This is a genomic window from Mesorhizobium sp. M1182 (assembly GCF_040318335.1).
GTDB lineage: Bacteria > Pseudomonadota > Alphaproteobacteria > Rhizobiales > Rhizobiaceae > Mesorhizobium.
In genome coordinates this window covers 232426-255986 of the sequence record NZ_JAMYMD010000005.1, presented here as the reverse complement: position 1 = coordinate 255986, position 23561 = coordinate 232426, and the positions used below count along the sequence as shown (strand labels likewise).

Here is a 23561-nt window from a genome sequence, read left to right as displayed (position 1 = left end):
AACGGGCGGATGGCAGAGACGACACTGGCCCACATCGGCCGAACAGAGCCGCGGCCCGCAGGCTGGCAAGGCATCGCCGCCGACTGGTCCTCGGATCAGCGGGCGTTCAAAAACGTGTCCTGGGGCAAGGCCATGATGTGGATCTTCCTGCTCAGCGACACGTTCATCTTCGGCTGCTTCCTGCTCTCCTACATGACCGCGCGTATCTCAACACGTGTGCCGTGGCCCAATCCGAGCGAGGTCTTCGCCCTGCGCATCGGTGGCTCCGACATTCCACTGATCCTTATCGCCATCATGACCTTCGTGCTGATCTCGAGCAGCGGAACGATGGCCATGGCGGTCAATTTCGGCTACCGCCGCGACCGCCGCAAGACGGCAGTGCTGATGCTCTTGACCGCAGCACTCGGCGCGACCTTCGTCGGCATGCAGGCCTTCGAATGGACCAAGCTGATCACCGAGGGCGTGCGGCCTTGGGGCAATCCCTGGGGCGCTGCCCAGTTCGGCGCATCCTTTTTCATGATCACCGGCTTCCACGGCACGCACGTGACGATCGGGGTGATCTTCCTGATCATCGTGGCGCGAAAGGTCTGGCGCGGGGATTACGATGTCGGACGGCCCGGCTTCTTCACCAGCCGAAGGGGCCGCTACGAGAACGTCGAAATCATGGGGCTTTACTGGCATTTCGTCGACCTGGTCTGGGTGTTCATTTTCGCATTTTTCTATCTTTGGTGAGAGGCAGGACATGGCTGAAGCAACCGCAAACGGCCTGGGACAACACGCACTGGACAGCGCCCGTACCCATGATGCGACGACGACCGGCGTTACCCCGGCGGAGGTTCATCAGGAGCACCCGATCAAGCTCTATCTGGTGGTCTGGGCGTGGTTGTTCATCCTCAGCACCTGCTCCTATCTGGTCGACTATTTCGGTCTCCACGGCTATCTCAGATGGTCGCTGATCCTGATCTTCATGATCCTCAAGGCAGGACTGATCGTCGCCATCTTCATGCACATGGCCTGGGAACGGCTGGCACTGGCATATGCAATTATCCTGCCGCCGGTGCTGGTTCTGGTGTTCGTGACGATGATGGTCTTCGAAGCGGACTACACGCTTCTCACCCGAATGGCGTTTTTCGGAGCCGGGCCCTGACATACAATCCGGATCCGGGCCGTCCGGTCCTGGAGCCTTCGCCTTGAAACAATCCACGACTGGTCCATTTCTGTTGGTATCGGAAACGACAGGCGATGCCGGCGTTTCCACATGCGTCGCGAACACCAGCAAGGGGCGCCCAAGATGACCATCGCAACCAGACTGAAGGACTTCATCGATAGGAAAGGAATTTCCTACGACACCGTCGAGCATCACCGCACGGCGACAAGCAGACAATCCGCCATTGCGGCACATGTGCCTGGCAGCATAATGGCCAAATCGGTGGTCGTTCACCACGACCGTGGCTACGCGCTCGCCGTGGTTCCAAGCACGCACAGGATAGAACTCGCGACATTGCAGGATGTCATGGAGAAGCCTCTTGGACTTGCCTCCGAAGACGAGGTGGTCTCGTTGTTCGGCGATTGCGATGTCGGCGCTGTGCCACCGATCGGCGCTGCCTATGATGTGCCAGTGGTCCTCGATGAAAGCCTCGGCGACGCTCCCGAAATCTATTTCGAGGGCGGTGATCATAGGACGCTGGTGCATGTGAGCGGCAGGGATTTTCGCGACCTGACAAAGGACGCGCGCCAGGCCCGTTTCAGCCACCCGGCCTATTGAAAGCTCTGCCCCACCTGCCCGCACCGGCACTTTCACCGGTGCGCGCAGGGCTGGTTTTTTTCAGCTCACGGTCTGGTGGCCGGCGGCGATTCCACAACTTTCCGATAGACATGCCAGGTCGCATGACCAAGGATCGGCAGCACGACTGCCAACCCGGCGAACACTGGCAGCGAGCCGACGATCAGGGCGACGGCGACGATAAGGCCCCACACGGCCATCACGATCGGGTTGGCCAGGACAACGCGCACCGAGGTGTGGATGGCTTCGTAGGCGCCGACATCGCGGTCGAGCAACAACGGGAATGCGACGACCGTGGTGCACAACACAACCGCGGCGAACACGAAGCCGATGGCGTGACCCAAGATGATGAGCGTCCAGCCGCGTCCCGTGGCAAATATTTCACTGATGAAACTGGACAGCGATTGCGGCGGCGCCGGGCCGAACAGGGTCTGGTAGAATATCTGGGCCGTCAAAAGCCAGGCGATGAAGATCGCAAGCAGCATGACGCCGACCGCTGCAATAGCCGGCAGTGCTGGAGAACTCCTGACCTCAAAGGCGTGCCTCCACGAGGCGTCGAGCCCGGCTTCCCGTCGCCGGCTGATCTCATAGAGGCCGATCGCCGCGAACGGACCAATCAGTGCAAAGCCGGACACAAGCGGAAACAGCAATGGCAGCGTGTTGTTACCTGATGTCCAGACAGCAAGCACGACACCCGCAATCGGATAGATCAGGCAGAGAAAAACGATGTGCGACGGCTTGACCATGAAATCATCGACGCCACGCCTGAGCGCATCAAAAAGATCGGAGACACCGATTTTTCGAATTCTGGTGTGTTCCAGCGTCTCGCTGGCGCCTGCTATTACGTGAAAGCTTGCCATGACCATTCCTCCAGACCAGGTCCGGTAAGGTCGCGTTTTACGGTGCTGCCGTTCCGCATGATTGGCCCACGCAAACCGCGACCTGCACCATGATCAATATACTCTCATGCGGGGGACTTGTCGCGCTTTGTAGGAAGGCCCGGGAGTAAGAGGTCCCGGGTAGCCTGACTAGCTACGGACGCCGTTCTCCGATATGCTCTTCTAGTCGAAGGTGAAGGTCATGGACGGAAGGACAGTTCTCATACTCGGCCTTGGCGTCGTTATTCTGCTGTTGCTTGGATTTTGTGCTCTGCCAATGTGATGTTTTGAGCCGGGGTCAATAGTCGGCTGAAGCGATCACTCGCATTACAATGGTGTCGGCAAGCAACGCTGCAAATATTGCGAAAAGATAGACAATCGAATACGCAAACAGCGCCTTTGCCGGCTTCATCTCCTTGTCGGCGACGAGAACCTTCCAGGCCTGCCAAATGAAACCTGCACCCAACGCGGCTGAAGCAGTGCCGTAATATCCGCTCGCGAAGCCGAAACCCCAAGGGAGCACGCCGATTGGCGCCAAGAGCAGTGAATAGGCGAAGATTTGTTTTCTGGTCGAGTGCTGGCCGGCCACATTCGGCATCATCGGGACCCCAGCCGCGGCATAGTCACCGACCTTGAAAAGGGCCAGCGCCCAGAAATGAGGCGGCGTCCAGAGGAAAATGATCAGAAACAGGATGAGACTTTCAATGCCGATTGCGCCGGTTGCAGCAACCCACCCGATCACCGGAGGAAGGGCGCCTGCCGCGCCGCCTATGACGATATTCTGTGGCGTCGAGCGCTTCAGCCACATCGTGTAGATAACGACATAGAAAAAGATGGTGAACGCCAACAACGATGCGGCGAGCCACCCCACCAGCACGCCGAGCGTCATGACCGACAGTGCGGAAAGCACCAGACCGAAGCTGAGAGCTTCGCCAGGCGTGACGCGACCGGACGGAATCGGTCGCTTGGACGTGCGAGACATCAAGGCGTCTATGTCTGCGTCGTACCACATATTGAGCGCGCCGGCGGCTCCCGCTCCAACCGCGATTGCGCCGATGGCAATTAAGGCGATAACTGGATTCATCACGCCGGGCGCCATCATCAGGCCGACGAAGGCCGTAAACACGGCAAGTGCCATGACGCGTGGTTTCAAAAGCGCAAAGAAATCACCCGCCGTCGCCTCCGAGAGGCGGATGCCGGTATCCTTGAGACGGCTTTCTTCAGTCGACATTCAGACGACCACCGATGGGAATGGCAGCCTAGCCGGCCAATGTCTTTTTTGCAACGAGTCGCCCTCCCCACCGACACTGCCGGCAGATTGCGGCCGAGGCTATGCCTCGACCTGTTTGCTATACCAAGATCCGGCGGAAGAGCCGGGCTATTTGGAGAATTGCTTCAGATAAGCAATGACATTGGCGACGTCCTCGTCCTTCTTGAGGCCGGGGAATGCCATCTTGGTTCCTTTGACCATCGCCTTGGGATCGTGAAGGTAGGTCGTCAGCGTGGCCTCATCCCATTTGACGCCGGACTTGCCAGCCTCGGTCATGGCCTTGGAATAGCTGAACCCCGGATGCGTCCCGGCCGTTCGGCCGATGACGCCGTTCAAGGACGGGCCGACCTTGTTCTGATCCTTGTCCGCGATATGGCAGACCTTGCATTTGGCGAAGACCTTCTCACCCGCCGCGGCATCCTGTGCCCGCGAGGGGCCGGCAATGACGGTGGCGACGGACATGATGACAAAAAACACAAAGGCACGCATGGCATTTCCTCCCTGATCGCCAATTTGCCCTGGCTGACCTGCACAGGCCGACATTTAGTCCGCTGGCATGCGCTCTTGAATGGCAGAACGGATATCCACTGCCTGGGGTTGCGGCACCTACATACCACGGAACCCGGCCGGCAGATAGAGTTCGGCCGTGCCAAGGTTTAATGCGGACAATCTGCTCAAGGCAATTTGGTGTTGCAGCTGGCGGCGATCCGGCCGATCGCCTCTTCAACTCCGGTGAGGTCAAACTCGGCTTTGCCGCGCCCCGACAGCAGCCCGAACCGCCAGGACAGCAGCAGCCGGTCCGCGGCAATCAGTCGCCTGATGCCGTCGGCACCGTCGCGGACCAGCATCCTGCTGCGCGGGCCGACCGACCAGCTTTCGTTGAGCTTGCCGGATTGGCCGACAGTCACCGACATGGCGATGGTTCGGCTGGCGGAAACGGTGTCGCTCAGCTGCAGCCATTCGCTCCAACGCGGTTCGCCGGCGGTCCGGCACGCGATCGTCAAAACCGGGCTGTAGCTCAATGCGCCGCCGCCGGTGATGAGCTTGTTGGTCGCATAAAGCGAGGCGGTGACAAGGCCATCGCTGCTCTTGTCGAACCGCCAGTTGTCGAGAACCGTATCAGCCTGGGCAATGCCACAGACCGACGCAAGCAGGAACGCCGCCGCCACGCTTCCGATACCGAAGAACTGTCTCAACGATGCCTCCAACAACCGCTGCGGTCAGCAACCCAGCGCAGATAATCATCAAAGCTTCATATCGCTACCTCGAGCGCCAGATGCGTGAAATCCGTTGCGTCTGTGCCACAACGAAAAAGGCCGCCTCGAGAAGGCGGCCTTTCGGAATTCAGCAGGGACGTTATTCAGCGTCCTTGGCGGCCTTCTTCTTCGGCGCGGCCTTTTTCTTCGGCTCTTCAGCGTCGTCGTCGGCCTTCTTGGTGTCCGCTTTTTTCGCAGCCGCCTTCTTCGCCGGCTTGGCCTTGGTTGTATCCGTATCCTCCTCGTCGGCCAGCAGCTCTTCCTTGCTGACCTTGACGTCGGTGACCGAAATCTGGCCGAGCAGATGGTCGACCACCTTCTCTTCGAACATCGGCGCGCGCAACGTGTTCAGCGCTTCGGGATTGTTGCGATAGAATTCGAAGGCCTCCTGCTGCTGGTTGGCCGGATAGCGACGCACCTGCTCGAACAGGCCGCGCTGCAATTCCTCGTCCGTCACCGTGACGCCGGCCTTCTCGCCGATTTCGGCGAGAACCAGGCCGAGACGCACGCGGCGCTCGGCAAGCCGCATGTATTCTGCACGCGCTTCTTCTTCCGTCGTCTCTTCGTCGGCAAAGGTCCGCCCGGCAGCTTCGAGATCGCGATTGACCTGGTTCCAGATGTTGTTGAACTCGGCCTCGACTAGCTTGGACGGCGCCTCGAACGAGTAGGCAGCGTCGAGCTGGTCGAGCAACTGCCGCTTGACTTTCTGGCGCGTTATCGAGCCGAACTGGTTCTCGATCTGACCGCGCACCACCTCGCGCAGGCGCTCCAGCGATTCAAGGCCGAGATTTTTGGCCATCTCGTCGTTGATCTCAAGCGCGCCGGGCTTCGACACTTCCTTGACCGTCACGTCAAAAGTGGCTTCCTTGCCGGCCAGATGCGCCCCCTGGTAGTTTTCCGGGAAGGTAACCGTGACCTGCTTCTCGTCGCCGGCCTTGCTGCCGACCAGCTGGTCCTCGAAGCCGGGGATGAATTCCTTCGAGCCGAGCACCAGCGGCTGATCCGTGCCTGCGCCGCCGCCGAAGGCTTCGCCGTCGATCTTGCCGACATAATCGATGGTCACGCGATCGCCTTCGGCGGCCTTGCCGGTTTTCGGCTCGTAAGTGCGGGCGGATTCAGCGACACGCTTGACCTGCTCGTCGATCTCTTCATCCGGCACGTCGAACACCTGGCGCGTCACCTTGATGTCGGAGAAATCCTTGATCTCGATCGGCGGAATGACCTCATAGTTCAGACGGAACTCGAAATCGGCACCGCCTGCCAGGATCTTCTCGGCTTCCTTCTCGTCCTCGGTCATGATCACTTCGGGCTGCATGGCGGCCTTTTCGCCGCGCCCGGTGATGATCGAACGGGTCGAATCATTGAGGATCTCGTTGACCACTTCGGCCATGAACGACTTGCCGTAGACCTTGCGCAGATGCTGCACCGGCACCTTGCCGGGGCGGAAGCCGTTGATGCGGACCTTGTTCCTGGCATCGGAGAGCCGCGCCATCAGCTTGGCTTCCATGTCACCGGCCGGCACGGTGATCTTGATCTCGCGCTTGAGACCGGAGTTGAGCGTTTCGGTGACCTGCATCATAAAACCTTTGTTTCCACCAATGAGGCCGTCAAACGGCCCCTGCCGTTTACAGCCTGCCGGTATGATCTTGCCGGGAATGGCTTTTGGTGCGGGACTTGGCGATCTGTCCGCTCAACGCGGCACAAATCCTCCAGAAATACGCTCCAAAATGTGAATAAGTCTTTGTTTTTCCTACTTCTTATCACATTCTGCAGAAGCGGATCGTCGCGTCCCGTCACATTCGACACGCCTTTTGTCACAGGCGACGCTGATTTTCAACCATCTTTGCATTCCGGCCAATGATGCCGATGTGGGCTCTGACATTGACAGAATGATGGCTACATGGGATTGGCCGGGCAATGCGGATGTGGCGGAATTGGTAGACGCCCTGGATTTAGGTTCCACCCCTAACCAAATCCGCTACCGGAGCTACCCCCCAAAACCGTTGTAATTCATGCCGTTCAGCCCTGCTTTCGAGCCCTGAGCCGGTCGTCTCCGTTTGCGGAGTAGATTTGGTGACCCAGCGCTCTTGTGGCACGGAAGTTGTGGCATGGTGACATAGCAGGAGAACACATGGAGAACAGGAAGGGCGTCCACGTCCTCGCAAAGATCAGCGGCCTGCCCTACCGGGACGTCAAGCTGATCCTCTACCAACTCATAATGGATGCACCCGCCGCCGAGCGGGCTGCCCGAACGTTGGCCGCAGCCATATTAGGAGAAGCTATTGAACGCGCACGTCTCAGTGAACCCGTCGATCCGCCAAGCCGAGCTGGAGATCGAAATGACCGGCCTCGGCACAGCGCGCTACCACTCCTACGTTAAGAAGGAAGTGGAGGCTGAGCGTGGCTCCGAGATCAAGACCGGCACCCACCTCATGCAGCAGGTCATCGGCCCTATGTCGACCGCTATCCGCACCTTCGTGGATGACGTCTACGCCGGCCGTCCTGGCCCCAAGGCGGTGGCCGCTAGGCTGATCCGCCACATGGACCCCCAGGTTGTCGCCTACCTCGCCGCTCGGGCCATCCTAAGCCGCCTCATGCACCGCAGCTCGGCCACCCTGATCGGGGTGTCTCGGCTCGTGGCCATCGCGGTCGAGGGCGAAGCCCGGTTCGAGGAGTTCGCCAAGCAGAACCCAAAGCTGTTCACCAAGATCACCAAGGGACTGTCCGACGACGGAGCTACCGAGCAGCACAAGCGTGTGGTCCTGAACTATTCCATGGGCAAGTACGACATCCCTTGGGACCGCTGGTCGAAGCAGGAAATGATCCTCCTCGGCTCCAAGCTGGTCGAGGTCTTCTGTGAGCAGACCGGCCTCGCGACCATCGAGCTAACACAGGCCACCTTCAGCGGACCCTACCGCGAGCAGTACCTAGTCTCGATGACGTCCAAGGTCACCGACTGGATTGGCAAGTCCATCATGAAGGGCGAGCTTCTGCAGCCCTACTACATGCCAACCGTGATCCCGCCGAAGGATTGGGACAGCCTCTCAGGTGGCGGCTACCATACCGAGGCAGTGCGCCCGCTCCAACTCGTTCGTCGGGCTCGACCTGGGCAGATTGCGTTGCTCAAGGAAGCACACCTGGGGGCCGTCTATGGTGGCCTGAACGCCATCCAGAAGACGGGCTGGGCGATCAACGACCGCATCCTCGACGTGATGAAGCAGTTCATCGCGGCCGGCTCGGACTTGGCTGGGCTCATTCCCCGGCGTGACATAGACATGCCTGAGCGACCAGAGGGCATCGACACCAACCCTGACATCCTCCGTGAATGGAAGTGGAAGGCTCGGGACGTCTACAAGGCCAACCTCCAGCGCGCCCAGGATCGCCTCGCCCAGGAGCAGCTCATCGAACTGGCCGAGAAGTTCAAGGGTGATCCCCTGTTCTTCCCGCACAACCTCGACTTCCGTGGCCGCGCCTATCCGGTCCCGCTCGGGCTCAACCCACAGGGACCTGATAACGTCAAAGGTCTCATCATGTTCGACGAGGGTCTCCCGCTTGGCGAGGAAGATGGGCCGCGCTGGCTCATGATCCACGGTGCCAACGTCTTCGGCATCGACAAGGTCAAGTTCGACGACCGCGTCAAGTGGGTCAACGACAATGGCAGGGCGATCTGTGACTGTGCCAAAGACCCATTCGCGAACCTGTGGTGGACCGAGGCCGACAAGCCGTGGTGCTTCCTCGCGTTCTGCTTCGAGTATCGGGAGATGCTCACCAACCAGTCGACCTACAGGAACCGCCTGCCCATCGCTCTCGACGGGTCCTGCAACGGGCTCCAGCACTTCTCGGCCATGCTACTCGACAGTGTTGGTGGCGCAGCCGTCAACCTGATCCCATCCGACGAGCCGCAGGACATCTATGCTGTTGTCGCCCAGGAAGCGACAGCCTCACTGCGCCGTATTGCCTCCGCAACCGGAGACCTTCCGATTGAGGAGACACCTGACCCAGACGACAAGAAGAAGCGTGGACCGACCGAGGCTGAGCGCCGACGTTGGGCTCACGAGTGGCTTCACTTCGGGATCGACAGAAGCACCACCAAGCGGCCGGTCATGGTTCTGCCCTACGGTGGAACCCCTAGGTCGTGCGTCAAGTACGTCGAGCTGGAGATCAAGAAGAGGATCGATGCCGGCCAGGAACACAACCTGGGGGACGACCTCCCTCGGGCCATTGGGTTCTTGTCCAGCATCATCTGGTCCAGCATCGGTGACGTTGTCATCGCGGCCAAAGAGGCCATGGCGTGGCTTCAACAGGTCGCAAGGATCATCGCCAAGAAGAACCTCCCGGTCCACTGGACGACACCCTCAGGCTTCGTCGGTTACCAGAGCTACATGGACACCCGTCACCGCCTGATCAAGACGAAGATCAGCGGCTCGATACTCCAGCTCCTCAATCACGAGGAGACGGACGACATCAACCGAGCGAAGCAGGCCACCTCGATCAGCCCCAACTTCGTCCATAGCCTAGACGCCTCGGCCATGATCCTCACGGTCGATGCACTGGCCGGCGATGGCATCAAGTCCTTCGCCATGATCCACGACAGCTACGGCACCCACGCCTGCAACACAACCAAACTGGCGACGAAGCTCCGCGAGGTCTTCGTCCGCATGTATGAGACCAGTCCCCTCACCCACTTCCGTGATGAGCTGGTCGAGAACCTCGGCCCGTCACTAATCGACGAGCTTCCCGAACTTCCACAAACAGGAGACCTAAACCTCTGGCAGATCATGAATAGCGACTTCTTCTTCGCCTAATCGTCTCCGAAAACGGAGCGACTGACAAACCGGAGGTTAGGGTGAACAGTGGCCCTACGAAACCGAAAGGAACATTATGAGCAGGAATATAACCCTAAGGATGGGCGCAGCCGGCCACGACATAAGCGTCGGCTCTGTGACCATCGACCTTGCAGCAGCTTCGAAGACGGAGCGCTACGAGGTTCGCCGAACCCTGATCGAAAGCCTCAAGGCTGACGGCTACTTCGGCAAGAAGGAACAGCGCAAGGCGATCCACCGCGAGCGCCGCGCATGAGCATCACCTCAGCAGTGCTGCTCGCCATCGTCCTCATCCTCATCACCCGAGCCATGACAGGAGGCCCACATGCCCCGGCTTAACCGCGACGTTCTGAACATGGCCGGCCCACGCGAAGTGGCAATGGCCTCCCTCACGGTCCTCGACCGACTGCAGGACTTCCGCCCCGAAATCCAGATCATGGGCGCGGCGGCGGTCTTCCTCGAACTGGCAGCTCATCTCGGCATTCCTGCTCAGGAAGCCTTCGCTGCGACCAAGAACCTCATCAACGGCGATGACGGCAAGCGAGCCGAGTTCCGCGCCATCACCGCATACCTCAAGGGAGAAATCGCATGAAGAAGTTCAACAAACGCGACCGCGTCCGTCGGATCACGTACGGCAACACCGACGCTGGCCAGAAGATGCTCGTTGGCTCTGAATGGACCGTTGTCCGACAGGTCAGGGACATGATCGAGGTCGAGGGTTTCGCCAAAGGCCAAGCGTCCAGCCTCGTTCAATACTTCACGCTGGTCAAGGCAGCACCAGCCGCTCCCCAGGTCGGCGACAGCATCATGGTCACCGACGTCCCCTCCTACTGGTGGATCAAGACCGGCATGGTTGGCGAGATCACCGGCCACAACTCCGGGACCTACGCCTTCAACATCAAGATCGGCACCCAGCGCTGCTCCCTCAATGCTGACAACTTCGTCGTCGTCCCCAAGCAGTATCTGCGGGATCAGGCAGCGTTCGACCGCGCCAAGAAGGCAGCGTTCGAGGCCCGCCATTCTGGCCCCTTCTATCCCATCACTGGCCGGCGCGCTGACTTCATCATCATGGACGACATCGCACCCACCAAGAAGGTCAACAAGCAGGCTCCCATCAAGTCGGTCAAGGTCGCCCCGGAGGCCATCCTCCAGCTCCTCACCGACTACGTGAAGGGCACCCTCGGCATCGACGCCCAGGTCACCAAGATCACCTCCTCCTTCGAGAAGTCCTTCGATCTGGTCCTGAAGGCCGAGGCATGATCCGCCCGACACCAGCCCTCCACGCCGCCATCCTCACTTGGAGGCGCGGCTACCCCATCCCGGTCGATCTCTGGGCCAAGCTCACCAATCAAGGGTTCGACGTCTCGTCCCTTGAACGCCGTCATCTCGTCTAATTACCTCCCATAAAGGACCTCCTCCGCACATGGCAAAAGAAGCACGTACTGAATACCAGAAGTTCACCACCCCGCGCGTCGTCTTCGTCTACCCGAAGCTCAGCGAGCCGGACTACGGCAACGAGAAGTTCCCGAAGCCGGATGGCGAATACTCGACCAAGGTCATGATGTCCCTGGCTGACGCCGAGACGTTCTGTGACACCAAGTTCGGCGGCAAGCCGTCGCTCAACGAGCTGTTCGAGGCTGCCACCCGCAACGCCGAGAAGGCATTCGCCGAGCTGGACAAGGGCACCCGCGAGAAGTTCAAGAAGAAGGGCGTCACCGGCCCTGCGATGAACGCTCTGTTCGAGACGGTCTTCGACAAGGAAACCGAGGAAGACACCGGCAACGTCGCCTTCAAGATGGCCAAGAAGGCCTCGGGCGAAGTCAAGAATGGCCCGCGCGCTGGCAAGCTCTGGTCGTCGCGCCCCGATCTCTATGACGCCAAGGGCCAGAAGATCAAAGGCACCAAGGTCATGCAGAATGGCCATCAGGTGAAGGACAAGGCCGGCAACCCGGTCTTCAAGTTCCCGAACATCTGGGGTGGCACCGAAGGCAAGATTTCGTTCGCAGTCGGCGACGGCTACTTCATCCCCGGCACTGCAGCCGGTGGCCTGAAGCTGATGCTTGAAGGCGTCCAGCTCATCGACCTCGTCTCCAACGGCTCCCGCTCTGGAGCTTCCCACGGCTTCGGCGAGGAAGACGGCGGCTTCGAGTACGACGAGAGCGAGAACGAAGAGACCTCGGACGACAGCGACAGCGGCACCGAGACCGGTGGTTCGTCGGCTGGCGAAAGCGACTTCTAAGCCTTGGCCAACCCACGCTGGAAGCCCTCGGTGCGGCAAGCCGCCATCGCCAAGGGTTTCCGATCTGGGCTCGAAGACAAGGTGTCGGGGGACCTCAACTCCCTCGGCATCACCTACACCTACGAGGCCCACAAGATCACCTATGAGGTGCCCGCTCGGGAGGCGAAATACACCCCCGACTTCCTCCTCGACAACGGCATCATCGTAGAGACCAAAGGCCAGTTCGTTACGGCCGACCGGCAGAAGCATCTGCACATTAAGAAGCAGCACCCCGGCCTCGACATCCGGCTCGTGTTCTCCCGATCTGCCACCCGCATCTCCAAGCAGTCGTCCACCACCTACGCCATGTGGTGCGACACCCACGGCTTCCAATACGCCGACAAGTCCATCCCCCAATGCTGGATCGACGAAGCCCCGACTCCTGGGCGCTCGGAAGCCAATTCAACCATCCTCAAAACGGCCACTCCAAAGAAAGCGAAAGCCACCAAATGAAGAACCTTCTGAACCTCATCATGGGCGCAGTGCGTCCCTCGACCGCCAAGGCCATTGCCGGCGTCACCAAGGCCATCGACCAGCTCAACGCCGTGGTCGCCTACGAGGACCGCAAGGCCCTTCTGATCGAAGCCCGCATCGAAGTTCTGGAACAGCTCCAGGGCGAGGCCTACGTGGCCCGTGACGAAGCCGCCAAGATCGCGAAGCGCTTCACCAAGCTGGTGGCATGATCATGAAGGCCGCAGCACTCTTCCAGATCGCTCTCATTGTCGCCTTCATCTATGGCTGGGTCGTCAACCTGATCGACGTGATCCACCTGTTCTCGTCCGACGCTCCCCTGACGACGAGCGGCATCATCCGCATCATCGGCATCCCGGTGGGTTTCCTCGGCGCAATCCTGGGCTGGCTCTGATGTCGGGCCGCACCATCGACCAGTTCTTCACCCTGCTCGTAGGCATCGTCGTCGTCGTCGTGGCCATTGCCCTGTCGGCGGCTAACGGCTCGGCCTTCGGTGTGATCGCCGGCCTCATCGCCCTCTCGGTTGCCTACGTGGTCAACATGATGGGCGCTGCCGGGGTCATCCAGTCCGTCCGCACCTTCCGTGTAGCCACGTTCTTCGCGGTCGTCTCATGGTTGGCCTCGGTCGCCTCGATCATCGCTGCCGGCATCAGCTCGCTCTGACGCCTCGGGGGGCTCCTTCGGGGGTCCCCAACCTCCCCTCATTCAAGGAAGACAAGATGCGCGCCTCAATCTCCCTGAGCGATCTCCAGCGGTATGTCGAACGTCTACCCAGCACCAAGCGTAACCCGCGCGACGGCCCGGTCGTTCGCATGGCCATCCAACCTGACCTCGACTACCTCTATCGCCACTCGCCCAACCACCCGATGCACTACGAGATGATGACCGTCTCAACCATCGAGTTCCACTGCCGGCCCACCAAGGTCAACGGCGTGGAATGCACCGCTTGGTACTATCACGACATCCTCGTGAAGGTGTCCGTCTGATGGCCAAAGCGAAGTCCACCTTCGAGCTGGCTGACGAGGCCACTGACGGTCTGATGACCACGATCCGCGAGATGATGGACAAGTCTCTCGCCGACAACATCACTCAGTTCGCCGCCGTCGAGCCCAACGTCCTCAACATCTACGAGCTGGCCAACATGATGCGCTTCGGCCATCAGACCCTGCTCGCCAGCACCCGCCTCACCATGATCGCCAACAACATCAAGGTCGAGGAGGTCGGTTGACCTTCGAGCAGCGCTTCATGCGCGACCTCGCCCTCTACGGCAAGGCCTTCATCGTGACCGGGCGGCAGCAGGGCAAGTCCCTGATCTCGCCGCTGACGGTCAAGTTCCAGCTCCAGCAGCACCAGAACACCCCCTTCAACGGATAGGAGGCCCTTGTGGTCAACCGATATGCCAACGTCTCCGACATGCTCGGAGCGACCCTTTCGCGCGTCCATCAGGATGGCGACGAAGAGATCACCTTCGAGACCAACGACGGTCGCCGGTTCGTGATGTTCCACGAGCAGGACTGCTGCGAGAACGTGACCATCGACGATGTCGTGGGCGATCTTCAGAGCCTCGTCGGCAACCCCATTCTGGTTGCTGAGGAAGTGTCCAGTGACGACGAGGAGTTCGAGGCCAAGAACTACGCCGAGAGCTTCACTTGGACCTTCTACAAGTTCGCCACCATCAAGGGCCACGTGGACATCAAATGGTTCGGTAGCTCCAACGGCTACTACAGCGAAGGCGTGAGCTTCCGCCAGACCGCCTGATGCACGAAACCGAGAGCGAGTTCCTTCGCAAAGAGCCGTGCCCAAAGTGCGGCTCGAAGGACAACCTAGCCCGATACACGGACGGCCACGCGTACTGCTTTGGCTGTCGGCACTACGAACCCGGAGAACATGAATTGGAAACACAGACCGAGGCTCCATCGGAGCAGCGGACGACGGACTTTGTTGCTCTCGGGGAACCATCAGATTGGCAGAGCCGTGGCATCAACCTGGAGAGCGCGCAGAAGTGGGGCTTCACCCGCTCGACGCTCAACGGCGACCCCGTCCGTCTGTTCAACTACCGCAACGCCGCACAGCAACTCGTGTGGCAGAAGATCAGGTTCGCCGGCAAGGACTTCAGGTCCAAGGGTCTCAAGGAAGACATGTGCCTGTACGGCATGTGGCTCTGGCGGGACGGTGGCAAGAAAATCGTCATCACCGAAGGCGAGCTGGACGCGATATCAGTCAGCCAGATGCAGGGTCACAAGTGGCCTGTCGTGTCGATCCCCAACGGCTGTGACGGCGCTGCCAGGGCGCTGAAGAAGAACCTCGCGTGGCTGGAGAACTACGAGGAGATCATCCTCATGTTCGATCAGGACGACGCAGGCCAGAAGGCTACGGCCGAGTGCTGCCAGATCGGGTTCACCCCAGGCAAGCTCAAGGTCGCCACACTGCCCCTCAAGGACGCCAATGCGATGCTCATGGAGGGTCGCATCAAGGAAACCATCGACGCGATCTGGGGTGCCAAGGTCTACCGACCGGACGGCATCGTAGGCGTCAGCGACATCATGGGCGACCTGATGAAGCCGGTAGAGTGGGGCCTGAAGTGGTGCATTGAGGAACTGACACAGCACACCTACGGGCGGCGCATGGGCGAGGTCTACGGCTTCGGCGCAGGCACCGGCATCGGCAAGACCGACTTCCTGATGCAGCAGATCGCCTTCGACATCACTGACCTCCAGATGAATGTCGGCGCGATCTTCCTCGAACAGAAGCCCGTCGAGACTGCCAAGCGTGTTGCTGGCAAGCTGGCCGGCCGGATGTTCCATGTGCCGGACGCAGGGTGGACCGAGGAAGAACTCGTCCGCGCCGCGACCGAGCTGGATGGCAAGCTGTTCTTCTACGACAACTTCGGCCAGACCGACTGGGACATCGTCAAGGGTCACGTCCGCTACATGGCGGTCACCCTAGGCCTCAAGCTGATCTACATCGACCACCTAACGGCTATGGCCGACACAGGCGACGAGCGTGGCAGCCTGGAGCAGATCATGAAGGAAATGGCCGGGCTCGCCAATGAGCTGGGCATCATCATCCACTTCGTCTCCCACCTGACCACACCAGACGGCAAGCCCCACGAAGAAGGCGGGCGAGTCATGATCAGGCACTTCAAGGGCTCCCGAGCAATCGGCTTCTGGTCCTTCTTCATGTTCGGCCTCGAACGAGACCAGCAGAACGAAGATCCGATTATCGCCACCACCACAGTCTTCCGCATCCTCAAGGATCGCTACACGGGCCGCGCCACAGGCAAGACCATCAACCTGGGCTTCGACCAAGAGACCGGTCGGCTGTTCGTGCGGGAGGATGATCCCTTCGCCGAGAAGACCGGCTTCAAGGACGAGACGGCCGGCGCAGACGACGCACCGTTTTGAACGACCACACCAACGACACCTATCCCTCGGACGTGACGATCTCGCGCCGGGGGAACCAACTCACCCTCAAGTTCAGAACTGCCACGGTCCACCTGTTCGCCGACAAGTGGAGGGAGATCGTGAGCGCAATTCAAGAGGTATGCCACGATGTCCAACCTATCCATCCAGAACCTGACGACCCTCCTGCTCGCTGAGAAGGAAGAGAAGCGCCAGCTCTACAATCGCTACAAGGACCTGGAGCGCAGCCGCGATCACTTCGCCTCCAGCGCCATGAACGCCGATAACCTCAGGGACCAGATCAGGGTCCTTCAGGACGAGAACAAGCAGCTCGACAAAGCCCTCGGCATCGCCGTGGATAAGCTGACCGCATGAGGCTTCGGACCCTCGTCTTCGATATCGAGACGAACGGACTGATCCCAGAGATGACAGTGATCCACTCACTGGTCATCAAAGAGTACGAGACGGGAATGTTGTGGTCCTGCCACGACCAGCCCGGCTCGAAATACAGCATCGAGTACGGCCTCAAGCTGCTCATGGAAGCCGAGACCATCGTCGGCCACAACATCCAAGAGTTCGACGTTCCGGCAATCCAGAAGCTGCACCCTTGGTTCCTCCCCAAGGGCACCGTTCGGGACACCCTGATCCTGTCGCGCCTCATCTGGGCCGACCTGACAGATGCCGACTTCCGGCGTTCCGACATGCAGAAGCGCAAGGGCCTCAAGTGGATCGAGCCCTTCATGTTCGGCCGCCACTCCCTCGAAGCCTGGGGACAACGCCTAGGCAAGTGGAAGGGCGACTACGGCACGATCATGAAGGCGGCTGGTGTCGCCCAAGGTCTCAAGGGTGATGCCCTCACAGCGTTCGTGTGGGGCAACTGGTCCCAAGGGATGCAGGACTACTGCGTCCAAGACGTCGAGGTCACCGCGGAATTTTGGGCTCGCTGCCTGGGCAAAGGCTTCTCGGAAGAGAGCTGGAACCTTGAGCATGACGTTCGCAGGATCGTCAGCCGGCAGGAGAAGTACGGCTTCGCGTTCGACGAGGCCAAGGCCGCTGTCCTCTACGGCATCCTGGCCCAGGCTAAGGCCGATCTTGAGCGTGAGTTAGCTCTGGTCTTCAAGCCTTGGTATCGCAACAAGGGCCAGCGCTCCTCGACCTTCGACCGCACGATGGTCCAGAAGCAGCACCCAATCCTCGGCTACGAGCGGGACAAGAAGGGCGACTTCAAGATCGTCAAGAAGACCGGCGAGAAGAAGCCGATCTACGTCCAATGCCAGTGGGGAGCAGGCGACCTCTACACCGACGTCAAGCTCATGCCGTTCAACCCCGGCTCGAGAGACGACATCGCTGACCGCCTGAAGCTGCTCTACGGGTGGAAGCCCTCGGAGTTCACCAAGGACGGCAGCCCCAAGGTTGACGACGAGACCCTGCAGGCCCTGCCCTGGCCCGAGGCGAAGCTGCTCACCCGCTACCTGATGGTTCAGAAGCGAATTGGCCAGCTCTCGGACGGCAAGGAAGGCTGGCTCCGTCACGTCCGCAACGGTCGCATCCATGGGCGCATCAGCACCAATGGCGCGGTCACCGGCCGCATGACCCACAGCAAGCCGAACATCGGTCAGGTCCCAGGCATCCACGACAAGAAGACCGGCGAGTTGATGCCCTACGGTCGGGGATGTCGCGAGCTGTTCACCGTGTCCAAGGGCAAGGTGCTGGTCGGCTGTGACGCCGATGCATTGGAGCTGCGAGACCTCGCCGGATACATGGCTGCCTACGATGGTGGCGCGTACATAAAGACCGTCCTCGAAGGCAACAAGGCCAACGGCACAGACATGCACACCCTCAACGCTGCGGCGCTTGGGTGTACGCGTGAGCAAGCCAAGACTTGGTTCTATGCCTTCATCTACGGTTCCGGTGACGCCAACCTGGGTGCCATCCTGGGCGCCGCTCCGTCCAAGCAGATGTCGGTCGGTAAGCTCTCGCGGGCCAAGTTCCTCGCGGCGCTGCCGGCGCTCAACAAGCTGATCTCAGCGGTCAAGGCTAAGTGCCTCGCCACCAAGCAGCTCAAGGGTCTCGACGGTCGCATCCTCTCCGTACGGTCACCTCACTCCTGCCTCAACACGCTCCTGCAGTCTGCCGGCGCGATCCAGATGAAGCGGGCCTTGGTGATCCTTGACAACAACCTACAGGCCCTCGGGCTTGTCCCCGGCGTTCACTACGAGTTCGTCGCAAATGTCCATGATGAATGGCAGATCGAGGTCGATGAAGATAAGGCCGAGCTGGTGGGGAAGACTGCTGCAGAAGCAATCCGCCTCGCTGGTGAATATTACAAGTTCCGCTGCCACCTCGCCGGCAACTCTTCGTACGGCCAGAACTGGGCGGAGACACACTAAAGCCAGCCAGAACACGCCCGGTCACGTCTACGTCGCAGTCAATGCAGCGTGGCCGGGGCGGTGCAAGGTCGGCCTCGCGAAGGACCTAAAGAACCGCCTTCAGCAGATGAACACGAACGACCCAGACCGGGCGTATCGCTTCCACGAAACGAGGATATTTAATGATCGCAAGCAAGCTGAGGCAATTCTTCACGAGCTGCTGGATGGCTATCGCATCCCCGGCACCGAATGGTTCGAGCTACATCCTGACGATGCGGCCGGCATGTTACGGAGGCTCCATCGCAGGCAGTCTTCGGGAGATCGACCGGAAGGCCATGAGCAAGCTCCTGGCTGACAAGTACGGCATCGTCGACTGATGCTGTACGCCCTCCGCAACAAAGCCACTGGCCGTCTCATGGCCGACAAGTACCGGCGTGAGACCGACGATCCACATGAAGCCTGCCTCTACCTCTCGGAGCGCGGCGTGAAGATGTCGATCCAGACACGGCGCAGACACGCCAAGAAGAACGCCCACTGGGATGTCATTCATCCCGTGGACTTCACCATCGTGCCACTCAAGCTCACCGAGGAGACCATTTGAGAACACTTCTGATCGACGGGGACATCCTCGTCGTGTCAACCGGAGCTGCCCTGGAGACCGAGACCGACTGGGGCGACGACGTCTGGACGCTCACCTGTGACGTGGGTGAAGTCAAAGCAACCATCATGGCGACTGTCGCCCGCATGGAGAAAGACCTGAAGGCCGATGCGTCGGTCATCACCCTGTCGAAGGGCTCGGTCTTCCGTCACGACATCTACCCTGCATACAAGCACGGCCGGTCACGCAAGCCGGTCGGAACCAACGAAGTCAAGCGCTGGCTGATCGAAGAGAAGGGCGCGAAGTTCAAGCCCGGGATCGAGGCCGACGATGTCATGGGCATCCTGGCCACCAACCCTCGGCTGATCAAGGGCGAGAAGATCATCTGCTCGGCCGACAAGGACATGAAGACCATCCCAGGCCTGCTCTACCAGAACGGCGAGATCACCAAGATCAGCGAAGCCGAGGCAGACAAGAATTGGCTCTTCCAGACCCTGACCGGCGACACCACGGACGGCTATCCCGGCTGCCCTGGACTCGGCCCGGTGACCGCCCTGGCTGCCCTGAACGAGAACCTTGGGTGGGAGCAATACACCCATGAGTTCACCTCAGGGAAACGCAAAGGCGAAACCGAGCTGAAGTGGCGCACCGTCGAGATGGCGACCCAATGGGAAGCCGTGGTGAGCCAGTTCGTCAAAGCCGGCCAGACCTTCGATGACGCCCTGCTGCAAGCCCGCCTCGCCCGCATCCTCCGCAACGATGACTACGACCATGTCAAGAAGGAACCGATCCTCTGGCATCCAAAGTGATAGCCTTGTCGGGTCCTGCGGGGTCCGGCAAGTCGGAAGCTGGCCGGTATCTCGTGGACGCCCACGGCTACCAGACAGTGAAGTTCTCAGGCCCGCTCAAGGCAATGCTCCGAGCATTCTACGTGAGCGTTGGCCTGGATGATCCCGAGCAGATCGAGCGCCGGATCGAGGGTGACCTCAAGGAAGTCCCTGACCTGTACCTAAACGGTGCCACGCCGCGCCACGCAATGCAGACCCTGGGTTCCGAATGGGGCCGTGGGCTGATGGGCGACGACTTCTGGATCAGGAGCTGGGAGCGGAAGGTCGACAGCGTCGAGGGGCCGGTGGTCACCGATGATTGCCGGTTCGAGAATGAGGCCGAGGCGGTCATGTCTGCCGGTGGTGAAGTCGTCAGGCTGCACCCCAAGGTCTACAGAAGGGGCACCTCCAGCCACGCCTCGGAGTCCGGCATCAGCAGCGACTGGGTCAACCATGTCGTGACCAACGATGGAAGCATCGCTGACCTGCAGGACAAGATGTTGGAAATCATCGAGCCGATCCACGTCGTCACCTTTGGGGACCTCGAAAGTGAATAGGGTGAACAGTGGCACTACGGAGGGGTTCATTCCACCTCCGGTAGTCTCTCGGGATGTTATCGATGCGCTGAAGCGTATCTTTCCCAACACCCTCCCGACGAACCTAGAGATTTCCGACCGTGAGCTTGGGGCTTTGATCGGAGAGCAGAGGGTCATTCAATTCCTTCAAGGCTCACTCCAAAATCAGGAAGACGAAGCAATCCCCAATGTGCTTAAGCAAACCTAAGATCGAGAAGCCGGATGTGGTTCAGCCGCCCCCGCCGCTGCTCGCCGTACCCAAGGCTCCAGTCCTGAACGAGACCGCCCGCTCGGCTAACAACGACGCAGGCAAGGCAGCTCGCGCACGGACAGGCCGCTCCTCCCTTACGATCCCCCTGGCTGCTGGTGCCACTGGCGTCAACATCCCGAGGTAATCTTTGCCCGATACGGAAGTCGTTTCCGCGAAGGCTCTATACGAAACACTGGCCACTGAACGAGACCCGTATATCAAGCGGGCTGTCAGGGCTGCCGAACTCACCGTCCCCTACCTGTTCCCTAAGGTCGGCACCACGGGTTCGACCACATTCGTAGAGCCCAACCAAAGTCTTGGCGCTCGTGGACTTAGGCATCTGGCTTCAAAGCTCCAGGTCGCCCTGTTCCCGGTCAACGCCCCATTCTTCAAATACGAGATCGACGACCTGGCACTCGCCAATCTGGCCAAGGCCGATAACAAGCGAGGCGAGATCGAGAAGGCGCTGAGCGCTCGTGAACGGGCAGTCCTGTCCGAGATGAACGGCTCGATGTTCCGCCCGGTGTCGTTCGAGGTATTCCGTCAGCTCCTGCTGGCCGGCAACTGCCTCCTGCACATTCCCAAGAAGGGGAAGCCAAGAGCCCACCGACTGTCATCCTATGTGGTGCAGCGTGACGCCTCAGGCACCATCCTCGACATCGTTCTCCTTGAGACCATCGCCCGCACTGCGCTCCCGGCCGACATCATGGCCAAGATCAATGCCGTCCCCGCCGCTGAGGCCAAGAGGGACGCCAAGGTCGACATCTACACGCACATCACCCTCGACGAGACTGGGCAGAAGTACAATGTCACCCAGCAGATCGAGGGCGTCCTGATCGAAGGTGAGGCCTCTGGCTTCTACCCCAAGGACAAGCTGCCCTGGATACCCCTGCGCTTCACCTACATCGAAGGCGAAGATTACGGCCGGGGCTTCATCGACGAATACATCGGCGACCTCGCCAACCTTGACGCTCTCACCGCAGCTCTGCGTGACGGCACCATTCAAGGGGCCAAGGTCATCTGGCTGGTTGCTCCCAACTCCACGGTCAAGCCTAAGCAACTCGCAGATGCCGCTAATGGTGGCTTCGTGCAGGCTGAGGCCAACGCTGTAGTCCCGCTTCGGCTGGACAAGCAGTCCGACTTTGCCGTTGCCGAGCGCATGATTGGCTCGATCACCGAACGCCTCCAGCTCGCCTTCCTCCTGCACAGTCAGCGCGAAGGTGAACGGGTCACGGCCGAAGAGATCAAGTTCGTTGCCGGTGAACTGGACCAAGGACTGGGTGGCGTCTATTCGCTGCTCGCCGAAGAGTACCAGCAGCCCGTCGCGGTCCTCTACTCCGCTCGCATGGAGTTCGTCCGCAAGGTCCCGCCGCTCCCCAAGGAAATCACCAGCACGACCATCGTGACTGGCATTGACGCCCTCGGCCGTGGGTCTGACCTCCAGAAGCTCGACACGCTGATCGCCGGCTCCAACCAAGTCGTTGGTCCCGAACAGGTCGGTCGCTACCTCAACGTCGGGGAATACTTCAAGCGCCGTGGTGCCGCGATTGGCATCGACATGGGCGGCTTGATCAAGTCCGACGAAGAGATCGCCGAGGCTGACCAACAGGCCCAGATGATGGCCCTCGCACAGAACCTCGGACCCCAGGCCATCACCCAGATGGGCGGCATGGCGAAAGAGCAAATGAACCAAAACGCCACTGAAGGAGAACCCAATGGCTGATGAAACAGTAGTGGCCGAAGTGGTCGCTGAGGCGAAAGCCGAACCCAAGGCCAAGGTGGCGAAAGCCCCGAAGCTCTCCGACAAGCAGACGCTGCTCGATAGCGGCTCGGTCTACACCGCTCACTAATGTCAGGTGTGATCCAGTCCGTAATCGTCCAGGCGCCTGAATCGACGGCAGAAGAAGACGCAGCGGCCCTGGCCCTCGCGGCCTCCACTGCACCGACGACCGAGGAAGAAGCTCGCGCCCAGATCGAGGCCAAGAAGGCGGCTGTTGAAGCTGCCAAGAACGCGCCTCCTCCTGTAGAGCGCCCTGAGGGTGTCCCTGAGAAGTTCTGGGATGCCGCCAAGGGTCTCGTGAACCATGAAGCTCTGCTCGCATCCTATGCCGAGCTGGAGAAGAAGGTTGGCGCTCCCAAGGTCGACGACGATGCCGATCTCGATGACCTCGACCCTGCCCTGCAGGAGACCGAGGAAGCCGAAGACGCAGAACCGTTCAGCCTTGCCACGTTCGATGCTGAGTACGCTGAAGCCGGCGCTCTGTCGGAAGCCAGCTACGAGACGCTCGCCGCCAAGGGCTTCGACAAGGCAACCGTTGACGGCTACATCGCCGGCCAGGAAGCTCTTGGTCAGATCGCCACTCAGCGCATCACCGAAGCTGCCGGTGGCAAGGACGGTATGGACCGTATCTTCGCGTGGGCAACCACCGGAGTTTCGCCCGCTGAGATCGATGCCTTCAACGAGAAGTTCCAGCATGCCGACGTCAACGCTGGCGTCATCGCCATGGAACAGCTCAAAGCCAAGTACGAAGCCGCTAACGGCAAGGACCCTGTCCTGCTAGGCGGAAAGCCATCAGGCAATCCAGTCGACACGTTCGATAGCTGGGCTCAGGTCACTGCCGCAATGGCTGACCCCAAGTACAAGGCTGATCCGGCCTACCGTGCCGCCATCTCGGCCAAGCTCGGTCGTTCCAACAAGATCTGATCTATCGGGGTTCCAGGGGCCACGCCCTGGGTGATTGTGGGACTAAACGGGTTCCCACACCCTCATCAAATTCAAGGA

The 23561-nt window shown here is 60.3% G+C and carries 31 protein-coding genes; 26 read left to right on the top strand and 5 right to left on the bottom strand.

Features of this window, described 5'->3' with window-relative positions:
• The first annotated feature begins 9 nt into the window (after positions 1 to 9).
• The 3 genes from NKH33_RS09760 to NKH33_RS09750 all read left to right on the top strand — a co-directional run bounded on the left by NKH33_RS09760 (position 10) and on the right by NKH33_RS09750 (position 1765).
• Positions 10 to 732, top strand: coding sequence for a heme-copper oxidase subunit III family protein (locus NKH33_RS09760; RefSeq protein WP_023678903.1), 723 nt, complete (start codon positions 10 to 12; stop codon positions 730 to 732).
• 10 nt (positions 733 to 742) lie between these two features.
• Positions 743 to 1147 (top strand): cytochrome C oxidase subunit IV family protein, encoded by a 405-nt coding sequence (locus tag NKH33_RS09755; RefSeq protein ID WP_352470444.1) that lies wholly within the window; start codon positions 743 to 745, stop codon positions 1145 to 1147.
• A gap of 144 nt (positions 1148 to 1291) precedes the next feature.
• The gene (locus tag NKH33_RS09750) at positions 1292 to 1765 is read left to right on the top strand and encodes an aminoacyl-tRNA deacylase (RefSeq protein ID WP_352470443.1); all 474 of its coding nucleotides are present in this window, start codon (positions 1292 to 1294) and stop codon (positions 1763 to 1765) included.
• 65 nt (positions 1766 to 1830) lie between these two features.
• Here NKH33_RS09750 and NKH33_RS09745 read toward each other — a convergent pair whose 3' ends face one another.
• The 5 genes from NKH33_RS09745 to tig form a co-directional block, all read right to left on the bottom strand.
• The gene (locus tag NKH33_RS09745; protein WP_023678906.1) at positions 1831 to 2643 is read right to left on the bottom strand and encodes a DUF2189 domain-containing protein; all 813 of its coding nucleotides are present in this window, start codon (positions 2641 to 2643) and stop codon (positions 1831 to 1833) included.
• Between the two features lie 316 nt (positions 2644 to 2959).
• Positions 2960 to 3892 carry a heme o synthase gene (locus tag NKH33_RS09740; RefSeq protein ID WP_352470441.1) on the bottom strand — a complete coding sequence of 311 codons (933 nt, stop codon included), beginning with the start codon at positions 3890 to 3892 and terminating at the stop codon, positions 2960 to 2962.
• A 147-nt stretch (positions 3893 to 4039) separates the two neighbouring features.
• Positions 4040 to 4393, bottom strand: a complete 354-nt coding sequence (locus NKH33_RS09735; protein ID WP_502893720.1) for a c-type cytochrome — start codon at positions 4391 to 4393, stop codon at positions 4040 to 4042.
• Between the two features lie 212 nt (positions 4394 to 4605).
• On the bottom strand, positions 4606 to 5127 hold the full coding sequence (locus tag NKH33_RS09730; RefSeq protein WP_352470439.1) for a hypothetical protein: 522 nt from the start codon (positions 5125 to 5127) through the stop codon (positions 4606 to 4608).
• Positions 5128 to 5287: 160 nt separating this feature from the next.
• Positions 5288 to 6763: a trigger factor gene (tig, locus tag NKH33_RS09725; RefSeq protein ID WP_352819182.1), complete on the bottom strand. Its 1476-nt coding sequence runs from the start codon at positions 6761 to 6763 to the stop codon at positions 5288 to 5290.
• Between the two features lie 706 nt (positions 6764 to 7469).
• Here tig and NKH33_RS09720 point away from each other — a divergent pair.
• The 23 genes from NKH33_RS09720 (at position 7470) to NKH33_RS09610 (ending at position 23483) form a co-directional block, all read left to right on the top strand.
• The gene (locus tag NKH33_RS09720; RefSeq protein ID WP_352919142.1) at positions 7470 to 9992 is read left to right on the top strand and encodes a DNA-directed RNA polymerase; all 2523 of its coding nucleotides are present in this window, start codon (positions 7470 to 7472) and stop codon (positions 9990 to 9992) included.
• A 76-nt stretch (positions 9993 to 10068) separates the two neighbouring features.
• Positions 10069 to 10266 (top strand): hypothetical protein, encoded by a 198-nt coding sequence (locus NKH33_RS09715; RefSeq protein WP_352704322.1) that lies wholly within the window; start codon positions 10069 to 10071, stop codon positions 10264 to 10266.
• 69 nt (positions 10267 to 10335) lie between these two features.
• Positions 10336 to 10602 carry a hypothetical protein gene (locus NKH33_RS09710; protein WP_352704324.1) on the top strand — a complete coding sequence of 89 codons (267 nt, stop codon included), beginning with the start codon at positions 10336 to 10338 and terminating at the stop codon, positions 10600 to 10602.
• Positions 10599 to 11270 (top strand): hypothetical protein, encoded by a 672-nt coding sequence (locus NKH33_RS09705; protein ID WP_352919140.1) that lies wholly within the window; start codon positions 10599 to 10601, stop codon positions 11268 to 11270. Before NKH33_RS09710 ends, NKH33_RS09705 begins: the two co-directional genes overlap by 4 nt.
• Before the next feature lie 163 nt (positions 11271 to 11433).
• On the top strand, positions 11434 to 12249 hold the full coding sequence (locus tag NKH33_RS09700) for a hypothetical protein (protein ID WP_352919138.1): 816 nt from the start codon (positions 11434 to 11436) through the stop codon (positions 12247 to 12249).
• 30 nt (positions 12250 to 12279) lie between these two features.
• Positions 12280 to 12741, top strand: coding sequence for a hypothetical protein (locus NKH33_RS09695; RefSeq protein ID WP_352704330.1), 462 nt, complete (start codon positions 12280 to 12282; stop codon positions 12739 to 12741).
• Positions 12738 to 12971: a hypothetical protein gene (locus tag NKH33_RS09690; RefSeq protein ID WP_352704332.1), complete on the top strand. Its 234-nt coding sequence runs from the start codon at positions 12738 to 12740 to the stop codon at positions 12969 to 12971. The genes NKH33_RS09695 and NKH33_RS09690 overlap by 4 nt, the downstream gene beginning before the upstream one ends.
• A 2-nt stretch (positions 12972 to 12973) precedes the next feature.
• Positions 12974 to 13153 carry a hypothetical protein gene (locus NKH33_RS09685; protein ID WP_352704334.1) on the top strand — a complete coding sequence of 60 codons (180 nt, stop codon included), beginning with the start codon at positions 12974 to 12976 and terminating at the stop codon, positions 13151 to 13153.
• A complete protein-coding gene (locus NKH33_RS09680) occupies positions 13153 to 13422 on the top strand; it encodes a hypothetical protein (protein ID WP_352704335.1) in 270 nt (89 codons plus the stop codon). Before NKH33_RS09685 ends, NKH33_RS09680 begins: the two co-directional genes overlap by 1 nt.
• 56 nt (positions 13423 to 13478) lie before the next feature.
• On the top strand, positions 13479 to 13745 hold the full coding sequence (locus tag NKH33_RS09675) for a hypothetical protein (RefSeq protein ID WP_352704337.1): 267 nt from the start codon (positions 13479 to 13481) through the stop codon (positions 13743 to 13745).
• The gene (locus NKH33_RS09670; RefSeq protein ID WP_352919136.1) at positions 13745 to 13987 is read left to right on the top strand and encodes a hypothetical protein; all 243 of its coding nucleotides are present in this window, start codon (positions 13745 to 13747) and stop codon (positions 13985 to 13987) included. Before NKH33_RS09675 ends, NKH33_RS09670 begins: the two co-directional genes overlap by 1 nt.
• Positions 13984 to 14133: a hypothetical protein gene (locus NKH33_RS09665; RefSeq protein ID WP_352919134.1), complete on the top strand. Its 150-nt coding sequence runs from the start codon at positions 13984 to 13986 to the stop codon at positions 14131 to 14133. The genes NKH33_RS09670 and NKH33_RS09665 overlap by 4 nt, the downstream gene beginning before the upstream one ends.
• Positions 14134 to 14142: 9 nt before the next feature.
• A complete protein-coding gene (locus NKH33_RS09660) occupies positions 14143 to 14517 on the top strand; it encodes a DUF7448 domain-containing protein (RefSeq protein ID WP_352704343.1) in 375 nt (124 codons plus the stop codon).
• Between the two features lie 134 nt (positions 14518 to 14651).
• Complete coding sequence (locus NKH33_RS09655) at positions 14652 to 16163, top strand: toprim domain-containing protein (RefSeq protein WP_352919132.1); 1512 nt, start codon at positions 14652 to 14654, stop codon at positions 16161 to 16163.
• 147 nt (positions 16164 to 16310) lie between these two features.
• Positions 16311 to 16535 (top strand): hypothetical protein, encoded by a 225-nt coding sequence (locus NKH33_RS09650; RefSeq protein WP_352919130.1) that lies wholly within the window; start codon positions 16311 to 16313, stop codon positions 16533 to 16535.
• The gene (locus NKH33_RS09645; RefSeq protein WP_352919128.1) at positions 16532 to 18550 is read left to right on the top strand and encodes a DNA polymerase; all 2019 of its coding nucleotides are present in this window, start codon (positions 16532 to 16534) and stop codon (positions 18548 to 18550) included. The genes NKH33_RS09650 and NKH33_RS09645 overlap by 4 nt, the downstream gene beginning before the upstream one ends.
• Positions 18477 to 18884, top strand: a complete 408-nt coding sequence (locus tag NKH33_RS09640; protein ID WP_352919126.1) for a GIY-YIG nuclease family protein — start codon at positions 18477 to 18479, stop codon at positions 18882 to 18884. Before NKH33_RS09645 ends, NKH33_RS09640 begins: the two co-directional genes overlap by 74 nt.
• 60 nt (positions 18885 to 18944) lie before the next feature.
• Positions 18945 to 19130 (top strand): hypothetical protein, encoded by a 186-nt coding sequence (locus tag NKH33_RS09635; protein ID WP_352919124.1) that lies wholly within the window; start codon positions 18945 to 18947, stop codon positions 19128 to 19130.
• A complete protein-coding gene (locus NKH33_RS09630) occupies positions 19127 to 19936 on the top strand; it encodes a hypothetical protein (protein WP_352919122.1) in 810 nt (269 codons plus the stop codon). Before NKH33_RS09635 ends, NKH33_RS09630 begins: the two co-directional genes overlap by 4 nt.
• A gap of 53 nt (positions 19937 to 19989) precedes the next feature.
• A complete protein-coding gene (locus NKH33_RS09625; protein ID WP_352919120.1) occupies positions 19990 to 20511 on the top strand; it encodes a deoxynucleotide monophosphate kinase family protein in 522 nt (173 codons plus the stop codon).
• Between the two features lie 416 nt (positions 20512 to 20927).
• Positions 20928 to 22502 (top strand): portal protein, encoded by a 1575-nt coding sequence (locus tag NKH33_RS09620; RefSeq protein WP_352919118.1) that lies wholly within the window; start codon positions 20928 to 20930, stop codon positions 22500 to 22502.
• Entirely contained in the window at positions 22495 to 22629 is a 135-nt protein-coding gene (locus NKH33_RS09615; RefSeq protein WP_352782115.1) for a hypothetical protein, read from the top strand. Before NKH33_RS09620 ends, NKH33_RS09615 begins: the two co-directional genes overlap by 8 nt.
• A gap of 8 nt (positions 22630 to 22637) precedes the next feature.
• Positions 22638 to 23483 (top strand): capsid assembly protein, encoded by an 846-nt coding sequence (locus NKH33_RS09610; protein WP_352919116.1) that lies wholly within the window; start codon positions 22638 to 22640, stop codon positions 23481 to 23483.
• The last annotated feature ends 78 nt before the right edge of the window (positions 23484 to 23561 follow it).

Coding starts and splice junctions, on each gene's coding strand:
- NKH33_RS09710 (WP_352704324.1), top strand. CDS start 10,336: ATGCCCCGGCTTAACCGCGACGTTCTGAACATGGCCGGCCCACGCGAA.
- NKH33_RS09755 (WP_352470444.1), top strand. CDS start 743: ATGGCTGAAGCAACCGCAAACGGCCTGGGACAACACGCACTGGACAGC.
- NKH33_RS09615 (WP_352782115.1), top strand. CDS start 22,495: ATGGCTGATGAAACAGTAGTGGCCGAAGTGGTCGCTGAGGCGAAAGCC.
- NKH33_RS09690 (WP_352704332.1), top strand. CDS start 12,738: ATGAAGAACCTTCTGAACCTCATCATGGGCGCAGTGCGTCCCTCGACC.
- NKH33_RS09680 (WP_352704335.1), top strand. CDS start 13,153: ATGTCGGGCCGCACCATCGACCAGTTCTTCACCCTGCTCGTAGGCATC.
- NKH33_RS09670 (WP_352919136.1), top strand. CDS start 13,745: ATGGCCAAAGCGAAGTCCACCTTCGAGCTGGCTGACGAGGCCACTGAC.
- NKH33_RS09635 (WP_352919124.1), top strand. CDS start 18,945: ATGGCCGACAAGTACCGGCGTGAGACCGACGATCCACATGAAGCCTGC.
- NKH33_RS09700 (WP_352919138.1), top strand. CDS start 11,434: ATGGCAAAAGAAGCACGTACTGAATACCAGAAGTTCACCACCCCGCGC.
- NKH33_RS09740 (WP_352470441.1), bottom strand. CDS start 3,892: ATGTCGACTGAAGAAAGCCGTCTCAAGGATACCGGCATCCGCCTCTCG.
- NKH33_RS09760 (WP_023678903.1), top strand. CDS start 10: ATGGCAGAGACGACACTGGCCCACATCGGCCGAACAGAGCCGCGGCCC.
- NKH33_RS09705 (WP_352919140.1), top strand. CDS start 10,599: ATGAAGAAGTTCAACAAACGCGACCGCGTCCGTCGGATCACGTACGGC.
- tig (WP_352819182.1), bottom strand. CDS start 6,763: ATGCAGGTCACCGAAACGCTCAACTCCGGTCTCAAGCGCGAGATCAAG.
- NKH33_RS09745 (WP_023678906.1), bottom strand. CDS start 2,643: ATGGCAAGCTTTCACGTAATAGCAGGCGCCAGCGAGACGCTGGAACAC.
- NKH33_RS09675 (WP_352704337.1), top strand. CDS start 13,479: ATGCGCGCCTCAATCTCCCTGAGCGATCTCCAGCGGTATGTCGAACGT.
- NKH33_RS09750 (WP_352470443.1), top strand. CDS start 1,292: ATGACCATCGCAACCAGACTGAAGGACTTCATCGATAGGAAAGGAATT.
- NKH33_RS09715 (WP_352704322.1), top strand. CDS start 10,069: ATGAGCAGGAATATAACCCTAAGGATGGGCGCAGCCGGCCACGACATA.
- NKH33_RS09645 (WP_352919128.1), top strand. CDS start 16,532: ATGAGGCTTCGGACCCTCGTCTTCGATATCGAGACGAACGGACTGATC.
- NKH33_RS09650 (WP_352919130.1), top strand. CDS start 16,311: ATGTCCAACCTATCCATCCAGAACCTGACGACCCTCCTGCTCGCTGAG.
- NKH33_RS09735 (WP_502893720.1), bottom strand. CDS start 4,393: ATGTCCGTCGCCACCGTCATTGCCGGCCCCTCGCGGGCACAGGATGCC.
- NKH33_RS09685 (WP_352704334.1), top strand. CDS start 12,974: ATGAAGGCCGCAGCACTCTTCCAGATCGCTCTCATTGTCGCCTTCATC.